A 14,607-nucleotide genomic window follows, 5' to 3' on the forward strand; every position below is an offset into this window, starting at 1 on the left:
GTTCGGGGGATCGGCACGGTCAGGCGGCGCCCCGGGCCTTCGCGCGGGCGGCGCGGCGTCCCCGGAAGTACGCCCGCGGCCCGGCCAGCATCCCGCGCCGGTTGGCCTTGAGCAGCTCGCGCGGGAAGTCCTCCTGGAGAGTGGAGACGCGCAGGCTGTCCGACCCGGTCAGATCGCGCAGCGCGGTGGGCGCCAGCTTGATCAGCTGCCACAGCAGCCCCGGGCGGCTCAGGATCAGGCTGGTGTACGCCGCGGTGAGCCCCGCCCCGTACCCGACCATCTGCTTCTCCAGGCCGGCCAGGTCGCGCCGGTGGTAGTGGTGGGTGACCGCCGACGGCTGGTAGACGATCGTCCCGCCGCCGACCAGCACCTGGGTGAAGGCCAGGGTGTCCTCGGAGCCCATGGCGGGGGTGCCGGCGCCCAGCGCCACGTCGAAGCCGCCGATCCGCTCGATCACGCCGGGCCGGAACGTCATGTTCGCCCCGGTGCCGAACGGCGGCAGCGGGTAGAGCGGGCTCTGCTTGTGCGCGGTGGCGGGGCTGAACACGTCCGGCTTGAACCCGCGGCCCTTGCTGTGCCCGCCGAACTGCTCGAACCACAGCTGCGCCTGGGTCTCCAGTTCGGCGGGGACGATCACGCCGGAGATCACGTCGGCGTCCGGGTGGTCGGCGAGCGCCCGGGCGACCTCGGCCAGCCAGTTCACGTCGGCCCGCTCGTCGTCGTCGATCCAGGCCAGGATCTCCCCGGGCGCCGCCTTCACCGCGGTGTTCCGCGCGAAGGACAGTCCCGGCGTCGGCTCGCAGAGGTAGTCGACGTGCCCGCGCTCGGCGGCCGCCTCGACCACGTTCCTGGTGACGTCGCTGGTCGGGGCGTTGTCCACGACCAGCACCCGGAAGGCCGGGTAGTTCATCGCGAGCAGGCTGTCCAGGCAGACGGTCAGGGCGTCGGGGTGCTCCCGGGTGCAGACCACGACCGTGATGTGCGGGGCGGTGGCCAGCACCTCGCGGCGGCGGGCCAGGAAGGCCGGCTCGGTGTCGGTGGTGATGCCGTCGATCGGCAGCGTGTCGAGGCCGAGCGAGGCCAGCTGGGGCTGCACGGCGACGCCGAGCTCGTGGTCGATGATCCGGCCGACGTCGGCCGGGCGCAGGCCCTTGAGCGGCACGTCGGTGAGCACGGTGCCGACCGGCTCGCCGAACAGCCGGACCAGCATCCAGGCCTTCAGCACCCGGCGGCCGTCCGCGGCGATGCCGGCGATCGTCGGCAGCGGGTCGGACAGGTCCACGTCGTGCACGGCGGCCGGGCGGGTGCCGCCGACCGGCTCGACGGCCGGGCCGGTGAGCAGCTCGTTCGTCAGCCAGGCGGCGCCGTTGAGGTCGGTGGTCATCGGCTGGCCTCCAGCTCGGGGCGACGGGCGCCGCGCTTGGTCGAGAAGGTCTCCACCGCGCCGCCGAAGCCGGCCGCGGCGACACCGGCGAGCACGCTGCCGGCCTTGAGGGCGTGTGCGACGCCCGCGCCGCGCGACGCCGCGGCGATGTTGCGGACCACCGCCTTGGGCAGCGAGCGCAGGTAGTCACGCTCGGCGCCCAGGCTGTCGCCCTTGCTGTTGAGCCCGGCCATCTGGACCTTGCCGCGGCCCTCGGCGTAGCAGCGCCTGATGAAGAAGGAGAAGGTGGAGCGAACCGCCGGCACCTCGTGGCGGATCACCGCGTCCGGCACGTACATCCAGTGGCCGCTGGTCGCCTGGCTCATCCGGATGCACAGCTCGGTGTCCTCGGGGCGGTTCTGGCCGCCGAGTTTGCCGAATCCCGTGCGGAAGCCTCCGACTCCGACGAACGCCTCGCGCCGGACCACCATGCTGGCCGACCAGACGTTGCGGATCGGGGAGACCTCGGTGGGCATGCCGGCGTACGAGCCGCCGACCGCCCAGAGGAACTCCTCGGGCATCCAGCGCGGTGCCGTTCCCTCCCACGCCGGGCTGATCCCGCCGCCGGTGCCGACCACCTTCGGGTCGGCGAACGGCGCGACGAGGCTGCCCAGCCAGTCCGGCTCGGCAGTGATGTCGTCGTCCATGAACGCGATCAGCGCGGTGTGGGTGTGGAAGGCGCCGGTGTTCCGGTTGCCCGACACGCCCTGGGCGTACAGGTTCTCCAGCACCGTGACGCCTTGCAGGTCACGGCGGGCGCGGCGGTAGAGGGCCGGGTTGTGGTCGACGACGACGACGATCTCGGCGGGGGTGTAGATCTGCGAGCGTGCGCACGCGACGGTGCGGACCAGCGAGGCCCAGCGCTGTTCGGTGTGCGTGGGGATCACGATGCTGATCGCGGGACGGAGGTTCTCCACTTGGGGGACTCCTTGCGAGGGTGGAACAGGGACCGGTGGGAGCGGCGCGACGTGCGGTGGGGTCGTCAGTCGCCGGCGCGAGCTTCGAGGCGCTTCTTGATGTCGTCCGTGCGACCGGCGCCGACCTCGCGGAACGGGCCGCGGTTGACGTGTGCGCCTGCCGAGCGGGGGTCGGCGGGGTGCGCGGCCGCGGCCGGGCTGTTCCGGTTGACCTGCTCGAGACGGTTGCCGGTGGCCTGGGCGGGCACCTGGGCCGGCGTCAAGGTCACGTGGCCGGCGCGGCGGTTGCGGCGCATCCGGCCGTACTCGCTGAAGATCGTGCGCAGGACGCGGGCGCCGTCACGGAAGGTGTTGAGGTTGGTGACTCCGTGGATGCGGGCGTGCTCCACGCTGCCGACCTCGCCGACCTTGAGCTTGTCCACCGCGGCCCGGATGTTGATCATCGTCTCGATCTCGAAGCCGTCGCCCCACAGCTTGCTGCCGTCGGCGTTGCGGGGGAGCCGCGTGTCGGGCAGGTCCAGCGACGGGACCACGCGGCGCCAGAACGCGTTGTAGCCGTAGCAGAGGTCGGTGAACTTCGTACCGAACAGTACGTTGACCACGATGTTCAGGCCGTCGTTGCCGAGCTTGCGCAGCTTGGTGATGTCGTGACTGTGGCCGCCGTGGCTGAACCGGGAGCCCTTGACGAACTCGTCGCCGGCCACCAGCTTCGCCACGAAGAGCGGGATCTCCTTGGGATCGGTCGACCCGTCGGCATCGATCATCACGATGATGTCGCTGGTGCATGCAGCGAATCCGCAGGCCAGGGCATTGCCCTTGCCGGTGCGGGTCTGCTGCACGACGACCACGTCGGGCCGCAGCTCACGGGCCACCTCGACGGTCCGGTCCACCGAACCGCCGTCCACCAGGACGACCTCGTCGATGCCGTCCGGCAGGTCCGCGAAGACGTGCGGGAGGTTCCGCTCCTCGTTGAGGGTCGGAATCACGACGCTCACCGTCGGTGACTTTCCGCCGTAACTCGGCGTGTTGCCGGATGGCGTGGGCAGCTGCATGTCGGTCCCTTCAGGGGGCAGAGGTTGCGACCCATTCCGGGGGTTTCGGAGACCGAGACCCGAGTCGCTCGCTTCTGCACACGACCCTAGCAACACGCTACGTAGCGTCAACTGACCAAAGGGACAACCCGGTGATGTCCGTGCGGTGAACCGGCGACAACCGTATGAGCAGGGGTTATTCACTCGGTCACCAAGATTGACTTGAAGTCCCGCCAGTCACATTAGGTAACGGGCATTGGGGGTCAAGATCCCTGTATCGGTCTTCCGGGTACGGATGACCGCAGTCGTGGCGATCGATCATCGGAATGGGACAAGGTAGGTATGTCGGAATACTCGGCGTGACCCATGTCACTCGATCGTGCGGTTACAAACTGTGATGTCAGGGTGCAGCTCGGTTATATCGGGCTGTGCCCCCGGCCGGCCGGGCATCGATGGTTGAATATCACTCACGTTTCTGGACCGCTTAGACTCGTTTCGTGAGTCAGGCACTACCGTGGGTGAGGCGATGACGGCGGACAGCGCTGTGTGTGTTTGTGGTCATCAGAAATCAGCGCATGACCATCTCCGTAAGGGCACCGAGTGCACCTTCTGCGGTTCCGGGAAATGCCCTCGCTTCCGCCGCAGGCGCTGGTGGCGCCGGGCCGTCTGATCTGCGGCGCGACCGGGTCCTCCCACCGCGGACCGATTCGCTAAAGCCTATAAAGCCGGTAGGCTAACTCCCGCTCGGTGGCCGTCGGCCGCCCGTGAGGAGGACTCGTGGCGCTCCCGGACTTCCTGATCGCCGGTGTTCCCAAGGCCGGGACCACGGCTCTGCACGCGGCCCTCGCACCGCACCCCGACCTGTTCCTGTCCCGGGTCAAGGAGCCGAAGTTCTTCCTCAGCGACGGCCGGCCGCCGGCTGCCGGGGGACCGGGCGACGTGCAGACCTATCAGGAGCACGTCTGGCGCCGAGCCGACTACGAGGGCCTCTTCGCCGCCGCGCCACCCGGCGCGCTCAAGGGTGAGGCGACTCCCTTCTACCTGGGCGACCTCGACGCGCACGACCGGATAGCGAACCTGCTCCCCGGCGTACGCCTGATCCTGCTCCTGAGAGATCCCGTCGATCGCGCCCACTCGAACTGGACCCACCTCTGGATCGCGGGTCTGGAGTCCGAGGCCGACTTCCTGGCGGCCTGCGCCGAGGAGGAGGGCCGGATCGCCGCCGGCTGGGCCGACTTCTGGCACTACAAGCGGCTCGGTCTCTACGGCAGGCAGGTGCAGCACCTGTTCGAGCGGATCGACCGCGAGCGGGTGCTGCTGCTGCGCTACCGCGAACTGAAGGACGAGCCGGTCGCCACGCTGGACCGGGTGTGCGCGTTCCTCGGCGTGCGGACCGGCCTGCTGCCGGAGATCCCGAAGGAGAACGTCAACCGGCACGTGGTCGAGGACAACGCCGTCAACCAGGTGCTCCGCGGGATGCTGCGGGCCGGCGGCACGATCGGCCACCGCTTCCCGGTGCCGGTGCGCCTCGCCGCCCGCGGGCCGCTGCTCACCCTCCTGCACCGCAAGAACGGCCGGCGGCCCGGCACCACCCCGGCGATGCGCGAGGCGCTGCTGCCATACTTCGCCGACGACATCGCACTGCTGGAGAAGATCACCGGCGAGCGCTACGACGACTGGCTCGAGGTGGAGCGACACGCCACCAGGGAAGAATCCCCACCGGTTGTGTAGAGAATGCGGGTACCCTTCGCAACGATCACCGTCGCGAGATCAAGGGAGACCGCCGTGACCACCGGGACTTCAACGCTGCCGCTGCCGGCCTGGGACGACTCGGTGGTGGTGGTCGAGCCCCCCGGCAGCGAGCCGGGCGCCTGGTCGGGCGCCCCGAGCTCCATCGTCGCCGACGGCCACGTCTACCTGGCGTACCGGCTGCGGCTGCCGATCGGCGCCGGGCGGGGCATCGCCAACGTGGTCGCCCGGTCCGCCGACGGGGTGACGTTCACCGTGCTGGCCGAGATCAACAAGGACACCTTCGGCGCCGAGTCGCTGGAACGCCCGGCCATCGTGCGGACGCCGGAGGGCCGGTGGCGGCTCTACGTCAGCGCGGCCACCCCCGGCACCAAGCACTGGCGGGTCGACCTGCTCGAGGCGGACACCCCGGAGGGTCTGGCCACGGCCACCCCGCGGACCGTGCTGGCCGGTGACGAGGCGCGCGGCGTGAAGGACCCGGTGCTGCACCACGACGAGCACGGCTGGCACCTGTGGGCGTCGGTGCACCCGCTCGAGTCGTGGGACGACGCCGACCGGATGACCACCGAGTACTTCACCAGCCCCGACGGCGTGCTGTGGACCTGGCGGCGGACCGCGCTCGCCGGCCGGTCCGGCGAGTGGGACGCGCGCGGCGTGCGGGTGTCGTCGGTCGTGGTGGACGGCGACGAGGTGCAGGCCGCGTACGACGGGCGGGCCACCGCGGGGGAGAACTGGGAGGAGCGCACCGGTGCCGCGCGGGGCGTGCGCCTTCCGGACGGCAGCTTCGGCCCGCTCACCGCCGCCGACCGCCCGCCGCTGGGCAGCCCGCACGCCCCCGGCGGCCTGCGCTACCTGAGCCTGGTGACGATGCCGGACGGCAGCGGCCGGATGTACTACGAGGCCACCCGGGCGGACGGCGCGCACGACCTTCGCAGCGAACGGGCCTGAGAGCGGCGTCACGCTGGCCGGGGGCACCCGTCCGGACGGCTCCCGGTTCGCCTACCGTCAAGATCGAACGCTTGGTGCCGGCGTACGAATCAGGCATCTCCCGCGGCGGAGCACGTCCCACAAGGACGGCTCCGCCGCGCTCTTTCCCCGCATGGGTGATCTCTCGTTTGCCGCCGGCGGGCCTCGGGTAGCCCATTGATCGATGCAGGGTGACGAGAGCGAGCGGATGCGCGAGGTCGGCGAGCGGTACCGCCTCGTGCGGCGGATCGGCGTGGGTGGCATGTCCGAGGTCTGGCACGGCCACGACCGGGTGCTCGACCGGCCGGTGGCGGTGAAGATCATGTCAGCGGCCGCCGCGGGCACCCTGGGCGAGGTCTCGGGCGTCGACGTGGTCCGCACCGAGGCCCGCTCGGCGGCCCGGTTGTCGCATCCGAACGTGGCGAGCGTGCACGACTTCGGCACCTCGCCGGCCGGGGGCGAGGAAGTCCCGTACATCGTGATGGAACTCGTCGACGGTCAGACGCTCAGCGACCACCTGGCGAGCGGGCCGCTGGACTGGCGGATCGCCGTCCGCGTCGCCGCCGAGGTCGCGGCCGCGCTGGCCGCCGCACACGCCGAGCACGTCGTGCATCGCGACATCAAACCCGCCAACATCATGCTCACACCGGCCGGCGCCAAGGTGCTCGACTTCGGCATCGCCGCGGCGGTCGGCACGCCCGATCCGGACCCGGAGGGCCCGGTGATGGGCACCCCCGCGTACGTCGCGCCGGAACGCTTCGACGGCCTGCCCGCGACTCCGGCGACCGACATGTTCTCCCTGGGCACGCTGCTCTACCACTGCCTGTCCGGGCGGCTGCCGTGGAGCGCGGTGACGAACACCGAGCTGGTGCACGCCCAGCGCTTCAACCATCCCGAGCCGCTGCCGCACATCCCGGACCTGGCCCCGGAGGTGCTCGACCTGGTCTCCCGCTGCCTGGACAAGGACCCGCGCGAACGGCCGACGTCGCTGGTGGCGGCGCTGCTGCTCGCCGAGGCGGTGGACGCCCGGGTGTACGTCCCGATCGTGAGCATGGAGGCGCCGGCGCCGCGCCGGACACCGACCTTCGACCAGCGCGCGGCGGAGGCCGCGACGGCGGTGGCCCTGCCCGTCGGCTCTTCGGAGTCGGGTCCGGACTCCGGTCCGGAGTCCGGGGAACTGCCCGCCGGACGGCATCGCGCGGTCAGCTGATCCGCGCCTCCGTCAGGACGACCAGGTCTCCGGGGTCCTCGCACCGCACCCGCACGGTCAGTTTCTCCGCGCCGTCGATCGCCGCCGCGAGCGGCCCCTGCCCGGACGCCGTCACGTCGGCGGTGGTGAGCGTCCCGTCCCGCTCACGTGTCGAGGTGACCATCGTGACCACGACCGCGGCCTCCGCGTCGCCCTTCGGCGGGTGGTAGGTGCGGACCTCGGCCGCCGCCTCCACATATCGGCCGCGCAGCTGGTAGACGACGTCGTGTCGTTCGTCGCCGGTCTGGTTGGACGGGCACCTCACCACGAGCGGGTGGGCCGCCCACGTGGGGTCCTCGCTGATCGGCCGGGGAAGCGGCGCGATCAGGTCGGCGCCGGACTCGGGAGCCAGGTCGGCCAGGTAGCGCGAGTCGCGGGTGGCCGGCGCGGTCGCGGTGGCCGGCGTTCGACCGGGGCCGCCGGCCGTGCCCGTCGCGGACCCGCCGGTGGCCGGCGGGGTGGGCGGGGTGGCGGGCGAGCGCGGCCACTGCCAGGCGGCGACGGCCACGATCAGGCTGAGCACGGCCGCCACGGCGCCGATGACAGCGGAGCGGACGGAAACGTCCCAGGGTATTTTCACCGATATTCCGTCCGGGTGTGAGATCAATTCCAGCGGTACATTCTGGACCGTCATTCATGATCAAGAAAAGCCGGTTCCCTTGACGGCAGCCGATGTCCTATGGTGCCGGTACCAAAAAAGAGGATTCCACGTGAACAAGCAAGATCCAAATAGCCCGCGGCCTCGAAAAGGCCTGGTTTTCGTAGCTTTCGTGGTGGCCGCGGTGGCATTGATCGTGGCGGCGATCGGCGCATTCTCGTCCTTGCGCGCGGCCGACCGCGCGGACGAGGCGATTGCCAAGATCGACGCGCTCGCCGCCCAGCGGCAACCCGATCCGGCGCCCCCCGAACCCGTGCCGTCGGTGGGCGAGAGCGCCACGCCGTCGCCGGAGGGGAGCACGGCGTCCCCGGAGGGCGAGGGTGGAAATGTGCCGTCGCTGACCCCGCAGACGCAATACAAACAGAAGTACGCCGACGAGGCGCTGACCGTGGCGTCCAAATGCAATTCCGACGTGCTGATCGATCTCGACGAGCCGCGGGTGCAGGTCAACGACGTGGTCAGCGAGATCACGTTCGCCATCGGGTGCAATTCCAGTTCGCCGCCGCAGATCAGCCTGCGATCCGGCGTCGAGGGCAGCGAGGTCACGTCGGACCGGGTGCAGCCGGTGGAATGCGCGGAGAAGATCCGGAAGAGCCCGCTCGCCGACAACACCGCGATACCGATCCGCCGGGGGCAGGTCTACTGCGTGAAGACGTCGCTGGACACCGCTCGCAGTTCGGCCACCTCGTGGAAGATGGTCGTCCTCTCGGTCACCGCGATCGCGCAGGACGGCACCGTCAGCCTGAAATCGAGCGCCTGGGACATCCCGTCATGAGCAGGCCCGGCCCCTCATGAGCAGGTCCGGCGCGTCATGAGCAGGTCCGGCGCCGCCCGGGGAGTGGCGGCGCCGGACACCGGCCTTCGTCAGCCGCTGCGCGGGACGACCACCAGCGGGCTGCGCGCGCCGCGCACCAGCTTGGTGGAGACGCCGCCGAGCAGGACCCGCCGCGCCGGGCCGTACCCCCGCGAGCCGCAGCAGAGCAGGTCCACCTCGTCCAGCTCGGTCAGCGCCTCGATGACGTTGCCGCCGAGCAGCCGCCAGTCCACCTCGACCCCGGACACCGTAGCGGCCGCACGGCGCAGCGACTCCTCGTACGTCTCCCGGGCGGTCTCCAGAAAAGCGTGCTCCGCGTCCGCGCCCACCAGGAACGGCAACGTCGCGTCCGCGTCCGCGACGACCGTGTAGAGCCGCAGCGAGGCGCCCGTCCGGCGGGCGATCCCGGCGCCCTCCTCGAGCGCGGCTCGCCCGTCCGGCGTGTCCACGTACGCGACACCGACCCGCCCGAACCGGCCGGGCGCGTCCGTCATCTCCTGCGGCGCGACCGCGATCGGCCACTGGCTGCCGGCGAGCAGGCGCTCGGCGGTGCTGCCCGCGAACAGCCGGTTCTTCGGACCGGTGCGCGAGGAGCCGACCACGATCACCGAGGCGTGCAGTTCCTCGGCCAGGTCGTGCAGCCCGTGCGCGGCGGACGACGAGGCCACCGAGCGGTACTCCACCTCGCCGGGCACGTCCTCGAGGGCGTCGCGGGCGCCGTGCAGCACGGCCTCGGCGGCCCGGTGCCGGTCGGCGACCCACTCGGCGTCCACCCGGCCGGAGCCCAGCGCGGCCGGCCCCGGGTGCACGACCGCCACGATCAGCGGCGCACCGAGGCTGTCGGCGAGCCAGCGGCCGAGGCGCAGGGCGTCCGTGCCGCACGCCTGGCCGTCGACGCCGGTGACGACCGGACCGGTCATCGCGGCTCACCCCCGTCCGGCGGCGGCGGGACGTTCCGGCCGGCCAGCGCGTCCTTGCGGACCTTCGAGTGGCGGTAGCCGTAGGCGAAGTAGATGACGATGCCGAGGAGCAGCCACACCACGAACCGGATCCAGGTGTCGATCGGCAGGTCGGTCATCAGGTAGACCGCGAACAGCACGCCGAGGATCGGCAGGACCGGGGACCACGGCACCCGGTACGGCCGCGGCATCTCCGGGCGGGTCCGGCGCAGGATGATCACGCCGATGTTGACCAGCACGAAGGCGAACAGCGTGCCGATGTTGACCAGCTTGACGATCTCGCTGAGCGGCACCAGGGCGGCCAGGATCGCGATGAGGACGCCGAGGCCGATGGTGAGCCGGGCCGGGGTGCCGTACCGCTGGTTGACGGTGGCCAGCTTCTCCGGGAGCAGGCCGTCGCGGCACATGGCGAAGAAGATGCGGGTCTGGCCGTACATGATGACCAGGACCACGCTGGTGATCGCGACGACCGCGCCGAGCGCGAGGATGCCGGCCGCCCAGCTGATCCCGGCGCCCTGGTCGAGGGCCGCGGCCAGGGGCGCGTCGCTCTCCTTCATCTGGTCCGGGCTGGCGATGCCGAGCGCGCCCACCGCGGTCAGCACGTAGAAGATCGTGCAGATGACCAGCGAGCCGATGATCGCGAGCGGCAGGTCCTTCGAGGGGTTGCGTGCCTCCTCGGAGCCGGTGGAGACCGCGTCGAAGCCGATGTAGGCGAAGAAGATGATGGCCGCCGCCGAGGTCACCCCGTCGACGCCGCTGGGCGCGAAGTTCTGGAAGTTGCCCGTGCCGAAGTTGACGAACGCCACGACGATGAAGAACAGCAGCACGGTCAGCTTGATGACGACCATGACGAAGTTGACCCGCGCGCTCTCGGTGACGCCGCGGACCAGCAGGAAGGTGATGGCCAGGACGATGAAGACGGCCGGCAGGTTGAAGACGCCGCCGTCCTCCGGTGATTTCGAGATCGCGTCCGGCAGCGCCACGCCGAAGGCGGAGTCCAGGAACGCGTTCAGGTTGCCGCCCCAGCCGACCGCGATCGCGGCGACCGAGACGCCGTACTCGAGGATCAGGTCCCACCCGATGATCCAGGCGACGATCTCGCCGAGGGTGGCGTAGGTGTAGGTGTAGGCGCTGCCGGCGACCGGGATGGACGAGGCCAGCTCGGCGTACGACAACGCGGAGAACGCGCAGGCCACGGCGGCCAGCACGAAGGAGAGGATGACCGCCGGCCCGGCCACCCCGGCGCCCTCGCCGATGACCACGAAGATGCCGGTGCCGATGATCGCGCCGACGCCCATCGCGGTGAGCTGGCTGGCGCCGACCGCCTTCTTGAGGCCTTGTCCCTCCTGGGTGGTTTCGGTGATCAGCGTACGCACGTCACGGATCGCGAAGATCCCTCGTTTCTGCCCTGATGATGTGGCCATATGACCCACCTCCGCCCGGGATGGTTACCGCTGGTCACAGTTCCGTTGGGAGTGGTCGGCCGCAAGACGGCGGGCTAGTTGATCGCAGAACGCGGGAATCTTGATGGCAGCACTTGTGGAATCGGCTGGACGATGGGTGACCGACAGCGCACGCGTTGTGCGCCTCGGTCACGGAAGTGTGCGCCAACCTGCGAGCGACCCGGAGCCCGTTGTACGGTGGGCAGACAAGCACGCGACAAGGGGAGGCGCAGCATGGGCGAGGCCGTCATGACGACCCGGCGCCAGGCCGACGGCGCGATCGTGGTCGACGTGCGCGGCACTCTGGACGCGGCCACCGTGGACGCCCTGCGCGAGGCGCTGCTGTCCACGCTGCACGCGGAGCGCCCGGTCATGATGATCGTCGACCTCACGTTCGTCACGTTCATGGACTCGATGGGCATCGGCGCGCTCGTCACCGGCTACAACGCCGCCCGCGAGACCAGCACCCGGTTCGTGCTGCGCAACCCCAGCGAGTTCGTGCACCGCCAGCTGCGCGTGACCGGCCTGGCCGAGATGTTCGGCCTCCCGGCGTCGCACGAGTCGCCCACGCCCTACACGTCCTGACGAATTTGGTTATGGTCGGCTCATGGAGCCGGGGGCCGGGGCGTGGTGTCGCGACGCCGAGGTCTGCTTCCGGCTGCACGATCAAGATCAACGGCTTTCCGGGGTACGGCTGGGAAGCGGCGCGTTCCCCCGGGGCACCGAGCTCTCCTTCTCCTACGACGCCGACGCGCACGCCTGGGAGCTGCGCCTGCCCCGCCCGGCCGTCCGCCGCCTCGAGTACAAGCTGGAACTGATCCACCCGGACGGGCGTACCGAATGGGTCTGCGACCCGGACAACCCGCTGCGCGTGGGCGGCGGCTACGGCGACTCCTCCGAGCTGCGCTGCGACGACTACCGCGAACCCGGCTGGCTGCACCTCCCGCAGGCCCCCGGCGCCTGGCGCGATCTCTACCTGCCGCTGCACGCGGTGCGCGGCGAGATGGTCGCCCGGGTCTGGTCGCCCGACGAGCCCACCGGCCGCGTCGTCGTGGCTCACGACGGCCCCGACTACCACCGCTTCGCCGAACTCGGCCGGTACGCCGCCGCGATGATCGGCGCCGGCCGGGTGCCGCCGTTCCACCTGGTGCTGCTCCCGCCCGGCGAGCGCTTCGAGTGGTACTCGGCCAGTCCCGCGTACGCCCGCGCCCTCGCTCTCGACGTGCTGCCCAAACTGGCCGCGGAGCTCGGCGCCGACCGGGGGGTCGTCGGCGTCGGCGCCAGCCTCGGCGGCCTGGCCATGCTGCACGCCCAGCGCCGCCACCCGGCCGGTTTCGCCGCGCTGTTCCTCCAGTCCGCCAGCCTCTTCCAGCCGCGCTTCGACCGGCAGGAGTCCGGGTTCCGCCGTTACCTGCGGATCGTCCGGTTCACCGGCCGGGTCCGCCGCCGCGCCGACGGTCCCGCCGTGCCGATCACGCTCACCTGTGGTGCTGTTGAGGAGAACCTGGCGAACAACGCCGACATGGCGGCCGTGCTCGCCGGCCACGGATACGACGTGTCGTTCGCCGAGGTGCCGGACGCGCACACCTGGGTCGGCTGGCGTGACGCCCTCGACCCGCACCTGACCACGCTGCTGCAAAAGGTCTTTTAGCTACTCCGGGAGGCGACCGTGGCCGACGTCGAGCACACCATCGGACTGCTGCTGGGCACCGAGGACGACTGGCCACGGGCCTACGAGGCCCTGCTGCGGCGGGTCGGTGCGATCAAGGACGACAACGGGCGTACGCACGAGGTGCGGTCCGAACGCGTCACCATCGAGCCGTTCAACCTGCGGGACGATCCGAAGCACAGCCTGGTCATCGACCGGCTCGCGTACTGGTACTACCACCCGCGCGAGTGGCTCAAGAAGATCTCCATGATGAACGACGTCTACCTGCTGAACAGCCCGTTCACGTTCCAGTCGATGGAGAAGCACACCGCGTACTGCGCGATGATCCGGCTCGGCCTCAAGGTGCCCGAGACGGTGCTGGTGCCGTACAAGAACCCGCTCGACAACTCGCGCTGGGCGTACACGTCGGCGCGGTACAACGAGGCGTTCGACCTGGACGAGACCGCCGCGCAGGTGGGCTATCCGCTGTTCATGAAGCCGTACGACGGCGGCGCCTGGGTGGGCGTCTCCAAGATCCGCAACGCGACCGAGCTGCACGACGCGTACGACGCCTCCGGCGAGCGCCTCATGCACCTGCAGGCCGCCGTCGAGGGCTACGACGTGTTCGCCAGGTCGCTGACCATCGGCCCCGAGACCATGGTCATGAAGTTCCGTCCCGAACTGCCCATGTACGACCGGTACGCGGTCGAGCACGACTTCCTCACGCCGGAGACCGGCGACGAGGTGATCACCATCTCCCGGCTGATCAACGCGTTCTTCCGGTGGGAGTTCAACAGCTGCGAGTCGCTGGTCAAGGGCAGCGAGGTCTACCCGATCGACTACGCGAACGCCTGCCCCGACGTGGCCGTCACGTCCCTGCACTACTACTTCCCGTGGGCGATGTCGGCTCTGCTGCGCTGGACGGTGTTCTGCGTGGTCACCGGACGCAAGCCCCGGCTCGACATGAACACCGCCGACTACTTCGCGATCGGCGACGACCCCGGCCTCTCGTACGCGGAGAAGCTCTCGGGTTATCGCAGGCTCGCCGACGACTACTTCGAGGTGGAGAAGTACCAGGACTTCTGCGCCCGGCACCTGTCGCACGTGGACGAGATGGTCTACGACTGGGTCAGCTCGCCCGACTTCCGAACCCTGCTCGACGACACCGTGCGCAGCACCTTCCCCGAGGCGGAACGGGACCGGTTCCGCGGACACTTCGGGGGGTTGATGGACGCCTGGGTCCGCGACAACGCTTAATCGCTCGCGGCCGGGCGAGGCCCCGACCAGGCTGATCCTCGGCTCCCACCACTACGCTGCCGCCGCCCTGGCCACCCGGGGAGTCGCCGGGATGCCCGGCGGCGACGTGACCGGCCTGCTGCGCCCCTCCACCTTCTGCCGCACCACGGCCGAGGCCACCGGCGCCGCGGGCGACGTCTACCTGTGCCACCCGTTCATCGTGCACACCGCCACCTGGCCACACCGCGGCACCCAGCCGCGGATGATGGCCCAGCCCGCCGTCCACGTCGCGGACGGTTTCGCCCTGGACGGCTCCGATCCGTCCCCGGTGGCCCGGGCCATCGTCGACGGGCTGTCCGACACCAGCCAGCTCGTCCCGCGAGAATGACCTCATGCGGCGCGGTATGCCGAGGCCGAGGCGATCACCCGACCGGGTGACCGCGCGCCGGGCCTCGGCGGAGGCGTACCGGCGCGGGCTGCTGAGCTGAAGGTTGTCGTACCGGCGACCTATGGTG

The 14,607-nt window shown here is 70.6% G+C and carries 14 protein-coding genes; 8 read left to right on the forward strand and 6 right to left on the reverse strand.

The window, feature by feature from the left end; genetic code table 11:
• Positions 1-19: 19 nt before the first annotated feature.
• The 3 genes from QSK31_RS11335 to QSK31_RS11345 all read right to left on the reverse strand — a co-directional run bounded on the left by QSK31_RS11335 (position 20) and on the right by QSK31_RS11345 (position 3,392).
• Positions 20-1,384 (reverse strand): glycosyltransferase family 2 protein, encoded by a 1,365-nt coding sequence (locus tag QSK31_RS11335; RefSeq protein ID WP_285683411.1) that lies wholly within the window; start codon positions 1,382-1,384, stop codon positions 20-22.
• Positions 1,381-2,340, reverse strand: coding sequence for a glycosyltransferase family 2 protein (locus QSK31_RS11340; protein WP_285683413.1), 960 nt, complete (start codon positions 2,338-2,340; stop codon positions 1,381-1,383). Before QSK31_RS11340 ends, QSK31_RS11335 begins: the two co-directional genes overlap by 4 nt.
• Before the next feature lie 65 nt (positions 2,341-2,405).
• Positions 2,406-3,392 (reverse strand): glycosyltransferase family 2 protein, encoded by a 987-nt coding sequence (locus QSK31_RS11345; RefSeq protein ID WP_285683414.1) that lies wholly within the window; start codon positions 3,390-3,392, stop codon positions 2,406-2,408.
• A 756-nt stretch (positions 3,393-4,148) separates the two neighbouring features.
• On the opposite strand from QSK31_RS11345, the gene QSK31_RS11350 reads away from it, so the two are divergent.
• The 3 genes from QSK31_RS11350 (at position 4,149) to QSK31_RS11360 (ending at position 7,296) form a co-directional block, all read left to right on the forward strand.
• Positions 4,149-5,102 carry a sulfotransferase family protein gene (locus QSK31_RS11350; RefSeq protein ID WP_285683415.1) on the forward strand — a complete coding sequence of 318 codons (954 nt, stop codon included), beginning with the start codon at positions 4,149-4,151 and terminating at the stop codon, positions 5,100-5,102.
• A 54-nt stretch (positions 5,103-5,156) separates the two neighbouring features.
• Positions 5,157-6,068, forward strand: a complete 912-nt coding sequence (locus tag QSK31_RS11355; protein WP_285683416.1) for a glycoside hydrolase family protein — start codon at positions 5,157-5,159, stop codon at positions 6,066-6,068.
• Between the two features lie 226 nt (positions 6,069-6,294).
• Positions 6,295-7,296, forward strand: coding sequence for a serine/threonine-protein kinase (locus QSK31_RS11360; RefSeq protein ID WP_285683900.1), 1,002 nt, complete (start codon positions 6,295-6,297; stop codon positions 7,294-7,296).
• Here QSK31_RS11360 and QSK31_RS11365 read toward each other — a convergent pair.
• Positions 7,289-7,867, reverse strand: coding sequence for a hypothetical protein (locus QSK31_RS11365; RefSeq protein WP_285683417.1), 579 nt, complete (start codon positions 7,865-7,867; stop codon positions 7,289-7,291). The genes QSK31_RS11360 and QSK31_RS11365 overlap by 8 nt on opposite strands.
• A gap of 7 nt (positions 7,868-7,874) precedes the next feature.
• Between QSK31_RS11365 and QSK31_RS11370 the strand changes: the two genes are divergently transcribed.
• Positions 7,875-8,768: a hypothetical protein gene (locus tag QSK31_RS11370; RefSeq protein ID WP_285683419.1), complete on the forward strand. Its 894-nt coding sequence runs from the start codon at positions 7,875-7,877 to the stop codon at positions 8,766-8,768.
• An 89-nt stretch (positions 8,769-8,857) separates the two neighbouring features.
• Here QSK31_RS11370 and QSK31_RS11375 read toward each other — a convergent pair whose 3' ends face one another.
• Together QSK31_RS11375 and QSK31_RS11380 are read right to left on the reverse strand one after the other, a co-directional pair.
• Positions 8,858-9,727, reverse strand: a complete 870-nt coding sequence (locus QSK31_RS11375; RefSeq protein WP_285683421.1) for a universal stress protein — start codon at positions 9,725-9,727, stop codon at positions 8,858-8,860.
• Positions 9,724-11,190 (reverse strand): amino acid permease, encoded by a 1,467-nt coding sequence (locus QSK31_RS11380; RefSeq protein ID WP_285683422.1) that lies wholly within the window; start codon positions 11,188-11,190, stop codon positions 9,724-9,726. Before QSK31_RS11380 ends, QSK31_RS11375 begins: the two co-directional genes overlap by 4 nt.
• Positions 11,191-11,442: 252 nt before the next feature.
• Between QSK31_RS11380 and QSK31_RS11385 the strand changes: the two genes are divergently transcribed.
• From QSK31_RS11385 to QSK31_RS11400, 4 genes are all read left to right on the forward strand, one after another.
• Positions 11,443-11,793 (forward strand): STAS domain-containing protein, encoded by a 351-nt coding sequence (locus QSK31_RS11385; RefSeq protein ID WP_285683424.1) that lies wholly within the window; start codon positions 11,443-11,445, stop codon positions 11,791-11,793.
• A 22-nt stretch (positions 11,794-11,815) separates the two neighbouring features.
• Entirely contained in the window at positions 11,816-12,859 is a 1,044-nt protein-coding gene (locus QSK31_RS11390) for an alpha/beta hydrolase (RefSeq protein ID WP_285683425.1), read from the forward strand.
• 18 nt (positions 12,860-12,877) lie between these two features.
• Positions 12,878-14,113, forward strand: coding sequence for an ATP-grasp domain-containing protein (locus QSK31_RS11395; protein WP_285683427.1), 1,236 nt, complete (start codon positions 12,878-12,880; stop codon positions 14,111-14,113).
• Positions 14,114-14,204: 91 nt separating this feature from the next.
• Positions 14,205-14,480, forward strand: coding sequence for a hypothetical protein (locus QSK31_RS11400; protein WP_285683429.1), 276 nt, complete (start codon positions 14,205-14,207; stop codon positions 14,478-14,480).
• The last annotated feature ends 127 nt before the right edge of the window (positions 14,481-14,607 follow it).

Source organism: Actinoplanes sp. NBRC 103695 (assembly GCF_030269485.1).
Classification (GTDB): domain Bacteria; phylum Actinomycetota; class Actinomycetes; order Mycobacteriales; family Micromonosporaceae; genus Actinoplanes.